This is a genomic window from Humibacillus sp. DSM 29435 (assembly GCF_001758225.1).
Taxonomy (GTDB): domain Bacteria; phylum Actinomycetota; class Actinomycetes; order Actinomycetales; family Dermatophilaceae; genus DSM-29435.
Map to the genome: position 1 here is coordinate 23558 of NZ_MAST01000028.1, position 10289 is coordinate 33846.

Annotated in this window: 10 protein-coding genes; 5 read left to right on the forward strand and 5 right to left on the reverse strand. The window is 69.6% G+C overall.

Annotated features, from left to right (window positions below; genetic code table 11):
• The first annotated feature begins 70 nt into the window (after positions 1 to 70).
• The 4 genes from BA895_RS15690 to BA895_RS15705 all read left to right on the forward strand — a co-directional run bounded on the left by BA895_RS15690 (position 71) and on the right by BA895_RS15705 (position 3764).
• Positions 71 to 1576: a cell wall metabolism sensor histidine kinase WalK gene (locus BA895_RS15690; RefSeq protein WP_070192833.1), complete on the forward strand. Its 1506-nt coding sequence runs from the start codon at positions 71 to 73 to the stop codon at positions 1574 to 1576.
• Positions 1573 to 2238, forward strand: a complete 666-nt coding sequence (locus BA895_RS15695; protein WP_070192834.1) for a response regulator transcription factor — start codon at positions 1573 to 1575, stop codon at positions 2236 to 2238. The genes BA895_RS15690 and BA895_RS15695 overlap by 4 nt, the downstream gene beginning before the upstream one ends.
• Positions 2239 to 2340: 102 nt before the next feature.
• The gene (locus BA895_RS15700; protein ID WP_070192835.1) at positions 2341 to 2985 is read left to right on the forward strand and encodes a DUF4956 domain-containing protein; all 645 of its coding nucleotides are present in this window, start codon (positions 2341 to 2343) and stop codon (positions 2983 to 2985) included.
• Between the two features lie 23 nt (positions 2986 to 3008).
• Positions 3009 to 3764 (forward strand): polyphosphate polymerase domain-containing protein, encoded by a 756-nt coding sequence (locus BA895_RS15705; protein ID WP_175442349.1) that lies wholly within the window; start codon positions 3009 to 3011, stop codon positions 3762 to 3764.
• A 278-nt stretch (positions 3765 to 4042) separates the two neighbouring features.
• Here the strand turns inward: BA895_RS15705 and BA895_RS15715 are convergent, their stop codons facing one another.
• Positions 4043 to 5380, reverse strand: coding sequence for an NAD(P)/FAD-dependent oxidoreductase (locus BA895_RS15715; protein ID WP_070192837.1), 1338 nt, complete (start codon positions 5378 to 5380; stop codon positions 4043 to 4045).
• The gene (locus tag BA895_RS15720; protein ID WP_070192838.1) at positions 5380 to 6483 is read right to left on the reverse strand and encodes a semialdehyde dehydrogenase; all 1104 of its coding nucleotides are present in this window, start codon (positions 6481 to 6483) and stop codon (positions 5380 to 5382) included. Before BA895_RS15720 ends, BA895_RS15715 begins: the two co-directional genes overlap by 1 nt.
• Positions 6484 to 6617: 134 nt before the next feature.
• On the opposite strand from BA895_RS15720, the gene BA895_RS15725 reads away from it, so the two are divergent.
• On the forward strand, positions 6618 to 7568 hold the full coding sequence (locus BA895_RS15725) for a CHAD domain-containing protein (RefSeq protein WP_070192839.1): 951 nt from the start codon (positions 6618 to 6620) through the stop codon (positions 7566 to 7568).
• A gap of 125 nt (positions 7569 to 7693) precedes the next feature.
• Here BA895_RS15725 and BA895_RS24535 read toward each other — a convergent pair whose 3' ends face one another.
• The 3 genes from BA895_RS24535 to BA895_RS15740 form a co-directional block, all read right to left on the reverse strand.
• Positions 7694 to 8467, reverse strand: a complete 774-nt coding sequence (locus tag BA895_RS24535) for an amidohydrolase family protein (protein WP_254666504.1) — start codon at positions 8465 to 8467, stop codon at positions 7694 to 7696.
• The gene (locus BA895_RS15735) at positions 8406 to 9485 is read right to left on the reverse strand and encodes a DNA glycosylase AlkZ-like family protein (protein ID WP_070192841.1); all 1080 of its coding nucleotides are present in this window, start codon (positions 9483 to 9485) and stop codon (positions 8406 to 8408) included. The genes BA895_RS24535 and BA895_RS15735 overlap by 62 nt, the downstream gene beginning before the upstream one ends.
• Before the next feature lie 10 nt (positions 9486 to 9495).
• Positions 9496 to 10289, reverse strand: a 794-nt coding sequence (locus BA895_RS15740) for an HNH endonuclease signature motif containing protein (protein ID WP_139142707.1), incomplete at its 5' end; no start/stop codon positions are given.

Consider the following 10289-nt stretch of genomic DNA (forward strand, 5'->3'; position numbering starts at 1 on the left):
ATCGGTGCAGGCGGTTCGGTGGCCGCAGTGGAGAGCTCGCAGTACCCGAGCACGGGTACTGGGCTGGTTCATGTTCATCGTGACCATCGCCCTGGGCCTGAACCTTGTGGTGGTGGACGCGTTCATGAACGCGCGCGCAAAAATGGCGGTCGAGACCGAGCTGCAGCACGAGGTGGTGAAGTTTCGCGAGTTCACCGAGCGGGGGGTCGATCCCACGACCGGGCGACCCTTTTCTGACGTGCGGGGGCTGCTGCATGGCTATCTGGCCGAAGCTGTGCCCGAACAACAGGAGGCCCTGTTCAGTGTGGTCGACGGCCGCCCTACAGACCGCACGCGCAACCCGGTGCCGGTCAGGCTCGACCTTCGACCCGACGTCGTGGCGGCAGCCGGCTCGGCCCGCTCGACCATGAGTCGCACCATCGCGACGCGTCAGGGCGAGGCCGTCTACGCAGTGGTCCCGGTGACCGCCGGCCCGGGTCAGCCGACCGCCTCACTCGTGATCGTCGAGTACACCGATGAGGCGCTGGACGATGTCACCCAAGTGGTGAAGGTGATCGCCTTGGCCAGCCTTGCCGCCCTGCTCATCGCGGGCGGCATCGCCTGGTTCGTCGCCGGACGGATCCTCTCGCCGCTCCGACAGGTGCGTCGCACGGCCGAGGCGATCAGCGAGTCAGATCTGACCCGGCGCATCGAGACCCTGCCCGAGTCTCGAGACGACGTGACCCGCCTGGCCGTCACCTTCAACGGCATGCTCGACCGTTTGGAGACCGCGTTCGGCGCTCAGCGGGCCTTTCTCGACGACGCGGCCCACGAGCTGCGCACCCCGCTCACGGTGATCCGGGGGCACCTCGAGCTGATGGGCGACGACCCGGCCGACCGAGTGGACACGACCAGGCTGCTGCTGGAAGAGATCGGCCGGATGAACCGGCTCGTCGATGACCTGCTGGTGCTCGCCGCCGCCGATCGGCCCGACTTCCTCACCCCGGGCGAGGTCGACCTGACCGACCTCGTCGTCGGGGCGGTCGCTCGCGCCAGCGCACTCGCGCCTCGACGGTGGTCGGTGAGCGAGACGGCCGATGCCGTGGTCGTGGCCGACGAACAACGTCTCACCCAAGCGCTCGTGCAGCTCGCGTCGAACGCGGTGCGGTTCACCAACAAGGGCGATCGCCTCAGCATCGGATCGGTGTTGCACGAGGGACAGGTCGAGCTCACCGTTCGCGACAGCGGCCTGGGGGTGCCTGATGATCTCAAAGCCACGATCTTCGACCGGTTCACCCGGGGCGATCAACGCGGCGCCGGCGGTACCGGCATCGGCCTGGCGATCGTGCGCTCTATCGCGTTGGCTCACGGTGGAAGCGTCGGAGTGGCCGACACCGAGGGCGGTGGGGCCAGCTTCACCCTGAGCTTTCCCGCTCGCTTCCCCGTCGACCCCGAACGGGAAGACCCCTTCGGCGACAACCACGCCGATGACCAGGACCAGGGCGAAGACCAGGACCAGGGCGAAGACCAAGACGCCAGCGTTCCGACGTTGGTGGCTCCGGGCGGCACCCAGACCGGATGGATCGGAGCCACGTGAGCCACCTTCTCATCGCGGAAGACGAGTCGCGCATCGCCTCCTTTCTCGAGAAGGGCCTGCGAGCGAAGGGATTCACCACCACCACCGTGGGCGACGGCGAACAAGCCTGGCAACACGCTCGTTCCGGCCGCTACGACCTTCTGGTGCTCGACCTGGGCCTGCCGATCCGCGACGGAATGTGGGTGCTGCGCAGCCTGCGGGCCGACGGCAGCGCGTTACCGGTGGTGATCCTCACCGCCCGCGACACCGTTCAGGACACGGTGACCGGGTTGCAGAGCGGCGCCGATGACTACCTCAGAAAGCCCTTCGCCTTCGACGAGCTGCTGGCCCGCGTAAGGCTGCGCTTGCGCAGCGCCGGAGCGGCCCCCGAGCCGACCGTGCTACATGCCGGCCCGGTGGCTCTCGACCTGCGCACGAGGCGGGCCAGGGTGGCCGGCCGGTCGGTGGAGCTGACGACGCGCGAGTTCGCCCTGGCCGAGGTGTTCATGCGACACCCCGACCAGGTACTCACGCGGGAGCAGCTTCTCTCGCGGGTCTGGGGCCTCGACTTCGACCCCGGCTCCAACGTCATCGACGTCTACGTGCGCTACCTGAGGCGCAAGCTCGGCGACGACCGCATCGAGACGGTGCGCGGTGCCGGCTATCGCTTCAGCATCGACTGATCCGCGCCCTGTCGTGATGAGGACCTTCTCATCACGGCCTCATGGTCGGCTCACGCGCGAGCGGCAGTCTGTTGGTGAAACCGACCGACAGGAGTCTCCCCGATGTTGACCACCAGCACACTGACCGCCAGCACACTGACCGCCTTGCTCACAGATGCCGTGGCGATCACCATCATCGCCTCGCTCTACTTTCACCGGCACCAACGTCGTGACCTGCTGCTCGCGTACGCGGCCCTCAACGTCGGCGTCCTGTCGGTGACCGTCGTGCTCTCCAGCGCCACCGTCGGTGCGGGCCTCGGGTTGGGGCTGTTCGGCATCCTGTCGATCATCCGGCTGCGTTCCGACTCCATCACCCAGGAGGAGATCGCCTACTACTTCGTGGCACTCGCCCTCGGTCTCATGGCCGGGCTCACCCCGGACACCGTGTGGGTCACCCCCGCCCTGTCGGCGCTGCTCGTCGCGGTGATGTACGGAGTCGACCACCCCCGCACCTTCCCGGGAGCCCGTCGACAGCTCATCACTCTCGACGAGGCGGTTCCCGACGAGGCCGTGCTGCGAGCTCGGATCGAGCACCGGCTCGGGGTCGACGTGCGCCACCTCATCGTCCAGGAGATCGACTTCGTGCGCGATGTGACCATCGTCGACGTCCGGTTCCGGCGCCATCAGCACTCACCGCAGCCCGCGGCGAACGCGACGGTGAGGTCAGCCCGCACCCTCGAGGGGTCGACGGTCTCGAGTGCCCGGTGACACCGGCTCGCCAAGCCTTGAGCGTGGGGTGTGCTGGGCTACCGGCCACCAGTCTCGAGCACATCATCGCGACGGCCGACCTGCAGACCCGAGTCGACCGCAAGTACCTGGTTCCACCCGCGGTGTTCGCGCACCTTCTGGCCCGACTCGATAGTCGGATGAAGGTGCTGGACATCGACGGGCGGAGGCTCTTCGAGTACGAGTCGGTCTACTTCGACACCCCGGAGCTGCTCGCCTACCACCAGCACGTCGGCGGTCGACGCCGCCGCTTCAAGGTGCGGACCCGCACCTACGTCGACTCGGCGCAGAGCATGCTCGAGGTCAAGACGGCCGGGGGTCGCGACGAGACGGTCAAGGACCGGCATCCCTACCAGCTCGACGAGCGGTACGGGCTGAACCCGTGGGCGCGTGAGGTCGTGGGGGGCCGTCTCGGGGATTCCGCCCTGGCCCAGCGACTGGAGCTGTCGCTGGTGAGCCGCTACCACCGTGCCACTCTGGTCGAGCCCGCGACCGGCAGCCGTCTCACCTGCGACGTCGACCTCGACTTCGAGAACCACCGAGAACGGCGCAGCGGCCCTGACGACCTCGTGCTCATCGAGTCGAAGACCACTGGGGCGGCGTCGCTCGCCGACCGCACCCTGTGGCGTCTCGGTCACCGGCCGGCCACGGTCACCAAGTACTGCGTCGGCCTGGCCCTGCTGCACCCGCAGCTGAGGGCCAACCGGTGGAACCGCACCCTTCGGGGAACGTTCGGTTGGTCGCCGTGTCGAAGTGCGTGAGCGAGACAGGACCGCGCAACACCGGACAGCCCACCTCACGCCGCTCACCCCCAGGTCGGCTCGTACCCGACGATCTGGGCGTGCAGCACGTCCATGCCTTCGACGGTGGACTCGGTGGCGGGCCGGTTGCCTCCGAGGCCCGGGCCTCTTCGCGAGCTCGTCGAGACCTCGATCTCTGGCCGCCACCATTGTGTTCTGGTGCAGCAACACAGGGCGCCGGTGTTCGTCGCGCTGCGTGACGCTGCGACCGGCGACAACCGCTTCCCGGAGAGCTGCGCTCAGGCCTGCTCGACCGCCAGGTCGCCGACATCGTGTGGAGCATCAACGCTGCCGAGTAGTGGGTGCTGCTCGTGCACGAACGGTCGTGGACCCCCAAGCAGTTCCAGGCGTGGGTCACCGATGCGTTTGCTCGACTGCTGCCGACCTGACCGGTGACCGCCGCGCAGCACGGCCTGTACGAGGTCACGCGCCACCAGCGCGGCGCGGCGGCGTGACGGCATGAAGCGAAGGAAGAAGGTGAGGCGCAGAAACCACGCGAGGCGGCCGGTGAACGGCATCCCGTAGAGCTCGGCGATCCCGCGCCCCAAGCCGAAGGAGGCCGCCTGGCCGAGCCCTCGGTAGGTGAACGGGCGGCTGGCTCGGCCGTGCAGGGCACGCGCCGCGTTGGCACCGGCGTGGGCGCCGGCCTTGATCGCCCAGAGGGCGTTCGAGGCGACGGGTTCGCCGGTCGTCACGTGCGCCACACGGGCGGCGTCGCCCGCGGCCCAGACGCCCTGGCAGACGGAGAGGTCGGATGCCGTCACCAGCCGTCCGAGATCGTCGCGGAGTCGGGCGTCGAGACCGGGCAACGAGACTGGTCGTTGACCGATGGTGCCCAGCACGGTGCCGGCCGGCAGGAAGGTGCCATCAGACAGCCGCGCCCCGCTCGGTGTCACCTCCGTCAGCCGAACGCCAAGTCGCACCCGCACTTCGAGGCGCCGCAGCTCTGCCTCGGCGCGTGCCGCCAACCTCGGTTGGGTCAGGCGCAGCTCGCCCAGCAGGGCGGTCCCCGAGTGGACGAGATGCACGGTCAGAGGCTCAGAGCCCGACCGGCCGATGTTGGCGATCGCGGCGGCGAGCTCGACACCGGCCAGTCCGCCGCCGGCCACGACCACTGCCTCACCGCGACCCGCCGCGGCCGACGCGACCCGGGCGGCCAGCGCCTCGATCTCGCCTGGTGCTCGTAGCAGGAAGCCGTGTTCGGCCAGACCCGGAACGGTGGCGGCCGGCTCGCGCCCGCCCGTACCGACGATGAGCTGGTCGTAGCCCACCGACGCCGGGCTGCCGTCGGCGCGTTCGAACATCACCGCGCGTCGAGCGAGGTCGACCGATACCACCCGCCCGTGCTCGAACCGGGCCAGCGGGCACGCCTCGGTGATCGGGGTGCGGGTGCGTTCGTAAGGCAGCGCACCGGCGACCACCTCGCCGGTGAAGCCGTGGAAGCTGTGGCTCGCGTCGGCACTGACGATGACGATCTCCACCTCACCCCGACGGAGCGGGCCGGCCAGCCGGCGGGCGAGCCGGTCGTAGGCGTGGAGGGTCACGTATCCTCCGCCGAGCAGCACCACACGCTGCATCAGGCTGCTGCTCTCTTCGCGAGCCCGTGGCCCGGTTGCGGGCGGTGCCCGGCCGGGTCACGAGAGCCGAGGGTGACCGGCACGCCGAAGGAGGTGGGCTCCGCTGCCGTGAAACCGAGGTGCGAGAGGTCACTGGCGAGGGCCCGGGTGTGGTCGACGAGCTCGAGCGGTGGGGCGCCGATCGCGAAGTGACCGTGGTGACCGGTGAGGGCGAGCAGGGCGGTCTCGGCGAAGCAGGCGTACGCGAGCCCATCGGGCAGGCCGATGTTGCCGCCGACCAGGCGTAGCGACGGGATGTCGACGACGCCACCGTCGACCACGAGCACGTCAGGGCGTTGCGCGGCGAGGCCGGGTGAGGTGTTGCGTGGCTGAGTGGCATCGAGCACGACCGCGCCCGGGGCGAGGTGCTCGCTGCCGAGCACCGCGTCGGCGGAGGCCGTCAGCAGGATGACGAGGTCGGCGCCTACGACCGCTTCCATCCGGTTGGTGGCGAGCGTGGAGACCAGCGCTGAGGTCTCGGCGGCGAGAGCAGCGAGCTTCGGGGCCGAGCGGGCGACCAGGGTGAGCCGGCCGACGGCGCGGTCACGGGCGAGCAGGCGGGTGACAGCACTGCCGACGCTGCCGGTCGCGCCGACCACGGCCACGTGGCGGTCAGCGGCCGGGTGAACGGCATCCGTCAACAGGCGTCGGGCCTGGGCGTCGACGATGGCGGCCGTGAACGCGTTGCCGTTCGTTACGCCGACGTCGGTGCGGCGACGGAGTGATACCCCGCCGCCGGTCACGGTGGCGGTGAGCGCACCGAGCCCGACGAGACTCGCGCCCATCGCGACCGCCTTGTCGACGGCCCGACTGACGCGGCGCCGGCCCTCGTGCGGCTGGTCGAGCAGGTGACGAGCGCCGAACGGGACGAGCACGATGCTGCCGACCCGTTGCCCGCCGATCTCGACCCGGGCCATGGCGAAGGGTGGCACGGGTAGCCGGCGAAGAGCGTTGTCGCACAAGCCCTCCGGCAGTCGCCCCAGGGGGGTCCAGACGCGAGCGAGGTCGTCGCTCAGCCGCCCACGCGGGTGAACGAGAAAGGCGAAGGACGGTTGGCTGCTCACGGATGCTCCTCGGCTTCGACACCTGGTCACGGTGCGTCTCCCGTGCAGAGGTTCGCAGGGTGCACCTGATACAGCGAAGCGGGTCGCCCTGAAGAGGCGTTGCCGTGAACGGCGCGTTCCGGTAGGCATCAGGTATGTCTCTCGCCGAACACCGTTCCGCCGGCCCTCAGCTGACGACCGGCGCGCCGGTGGGCCTGGTGCTCGTGCGCTGGCTCGAGCAGCAACGCGACGCTCTCGTGGAGGCCGACCGGCAGACTCGAGACGGCGACAAGCACGGCGTGCACGACCTTCGGGTCTCCCTGCGGAAGCTGCGGAGCGCCCTGGCCACCTTCCGGCCCTTCGTGGACCGGTCGGTCACCGAGCCCTTGCGAGATGAGCTGCGCTGGGCAGGAGGCGAGCTGGGTGGCGCCAGAGACCATGAAGTGGTCGACGAACGACTGCACGCCCTGCTTCTGGCCGAGCGGGAGCGACTGCTGGTCGGCCCGGTCAGGCCGGAGGGCCCGGACGTTTCGGCGGTCTCTGTTCTCGACGAGACGGCCGAGGAGGACCGCCCGAGTGAAGCAGCCGTGGTCGCGGACACCCTCGACTCCGAGCGGTACGCCCGGCTGCTCGTGGCCCTCGATGTGCTTGTCGCTCAACCGCCTCTCACCCCTCGCGCCGAGGAGCCGGCCCGGAAGCAGGCCACCAAGAGGGTCCACCGCGACCTGGCCCGGCTGCTCGCCCGGGCAGAGCACACCACCGCTGAGATGGACGAGCCGGCCCGCGTCGAGTCGTTGCACGAGGTGCGCAAAGCCGCCAAGCGGCTGCGGTACGCGGCGGAGGCGGCTCGGCCGGTGACGGGCAAGCGCGTGCGTCGTGTGGGCAAGACGGCGAAGCAGCTCCAGAAGGTGCTGGGCGAGCATCATGACACCTGGATGACTCGAGAGGTGCTGGCTTCGAACGCTGCTCGCTCTGACGAGCGGGGCGACAGCTCGTTCACGATCGGCCGCCTCCACGGCCTCGAGCAGGCCCGCGCCGAGCATCTCGAACGACGGGCACAGGTGGTGTTGACGACCTTGACGAACCTGGCCGACCGAGACGGTTGAGCACGGTGAGCCGTGAACACCTCGGCCGATCCAGTCACGGATGACCGACGTCGAACGGCCACGAGGCCCCGGGGTACGGCCCCCGGCTCGTGACCGTTCGACGTCAGGTCGACGTCAGCTCCAGATCAGTGAGTCTGGCAGCACGACTCCTTGGCCGACTCCAGCACCTCGGCGTCGTTCCACCAGAACGCCTTCGCGCTCGGGTGGGTCGGAACCGGCGCGAGCACCCGGTTTCGGCGCGGTTGGCCCGAAGACCGGCCGCTCGTGCTCGATCCGGCCACGGTCGTCTCGGTCGGCCCGGCGTACGGCGCGAGCAGCTGGTCGACGGTGAGATGCCGGCCCGAGGTCACGACAGACGACACGTTGGCGGCATCCTCGATGTTCGTGAGGGGGTTGCCGTCAACGATCGACAGGTCGGCGAACCAGCCGGGCGCGATGCGACCGAGTTTCTCACCGAGGAAGGCCCCAGAGTTGCTGGTCGCAGTGACCAGTGCCTCCTGGGCGGTGAGCCCGTAGAGCACCATCGCACGCAGGTTCATGTGCGTGCTGATCGCGAGGTGGTCGATCGGCGAGTCGGTGCCTGAGGTCACCAGGCCGCCGCCGCGCACCATCTCCTTGACCTGCCGTACCTGGTTGGCGAGGTTGTCCCGTTGAACCGTCTGGTCGGTCGTCTGGGCGGTGGTGACGGTCGAGGTGAGAGCCGCCTGCCGCCAGAGCGGATAGAGCCGGGTGACCCGCGGGTCGGTCGCGAGATACGTGTCGTCACGGTAGAGCGTCGAGCTGACGAACAGGGTCGCGGCGCGAGCCAGGTCAGCGGTCGGGGCGGGTCGGGGCGAGTCAGGCCACGACGTCGAGACCCAGCCAGGTCGCGAGGTCGGCGATCTCTCGGTGCACCGCAGCGGCCGTGGTCTTCGAGAAGGGAAGGTCCTCGTGGATAGCGTTGATGACCAGGCGCCCGCCCTTGCGGTCGGCTGTGGCATCGAGCTTTCCGACGAGCTGGTCGCGATGCAGGATCGGCAGTGCGAAGTAGCCCCAGCGGCGCTTCTGCTTCGGCTTGTACATCTCGAGGATGTACTCGAACCCGAACAGCACCTCGGCGCGAACCCGGTCGTGGACGAGCCGGTCGAAGGGGGAGAGCAAGGCGGTTCGCCCGCTGAAGGGCAGCCCGAGGTACGGCGGGGGGGCTTGCCACGTGCCCGGAAGGCCGGCGACGACGGCTTCTTCACCGGCCTGCCCCACGTAGGGGCTCTCGCTCGGGCTGACCGGACCCGTGGCGCGAGCGATTCCGACGGCGGCCAACCGCCGCTCGTTACGCTGCGCGGTGGCCGACTCGAGGTCGAGCTCGGGCAGACCGGGGGGATAGACCCGCTCCGGCAGGTCCCAGTAGCGCTGCCGGCCCTTGCGCCCCGAGATAGCGATGTGCCCCCGGTGGGCGAGCGCCTCGAGCATCTTCGTGGTGTTGCGGTTGTTGGTCCAGCCGCTAGAGGGCCACGGTTCGACGCTGGTGTCGGGGATCTCCCGGGAAAGAAGCGGGCCACTCTGGTGCAGCGTGTCCAGGATGTCGCGGCGGAACGGTTCGTTCGTCGCGAGCCACGGTGCCATGAAGGGTTGAGCTTCGGCCCGGTTCATCTCGGCGATCACGGCGGGTACGTCGTGGGGAGGGCGAACGTACGCCACTGTCTCGACGAGCGTGCGGTCGTGCTCGACGGCCCTGACCAGGTCGGCCGGGTCGTACGACGAGCCGAGGCGGCTCCACAGCACGAGATCGGCGTTCGGTGCGATGGCCGCGGTCGGGTCGATCTGCAGGAACGTGAGCCGTTCGACAACGGCGACGAGGTCGGTAGGGCGCGGACGGTCGAGCAGCTGGGCGTGCACGGCGATGCGTCGGGCCTCGCGCAGGGTGAGCTGATGCACCATGCTTGCGACCCTATCGAGACGCTGCGTCGGGGCCACGAGTCGGAGCAGGTCTGGCCGGTTGGTCAGGTGCCCCTCGAGGGCTTCTGATGCGAGGTGGCCCGGTGGTGAAGGTGGCGCGCCAGTGTTGCCAGGTGTGCCAGGTGTGCCAGGTGTGCCAGGTGACTCCGGTGTCGGTGATGGTCGCGGTGAGGTGCTTGTCGTGGACGTACCCATGGTGTCGTCGGCACAGCAGGGCCAGGTTGCCGAGACAGGTGGTTCCGCCGTCGATCCAATGCCGCACGTGGTGGGCGTCGGTCCATTGAGCGGGCGTGGAGCACCCCGGGAAGGAGCAGCCGCCGTCTCTGAGCCAGAGCGCGGTGCGCAGGGCGCGGGTGACGAGCCGTTCCTCCCGACCCACATCCAACGGCTGGCTATCGGAGCCAAGGACGACGGGGATGATCGTGGCGTCGCACGCCATCCGGCGCACCATCGCGGCGCTGAGCACGTCACCACTCAGACACGACCCGCCACGCGGTTTGGGCTTGCTCGTGGCCCAGTCGGGTGGGCAGCCGGAGGCTACGTATTCGCGTAGGGCCTCGAAGTTGATGGTGACCACGATCTTGGCCTTGTCCGTGCACGGTGCCTGACCGGGCGCGGTGACACCGCGGGCGACAATGTCGATCAGGGCGTCCATCCGGCGCTGGTGCGGTGGTCGGGGGTCGTCCTCGATCTTGACCCCGGCCTCATCGGTGAGGGGGCGGGGTGCGGACAGGGGGTCGATGGCGGCTTTGAGGGTCGCGGCGCCTTCGGGGTCGAGGGTGCCGC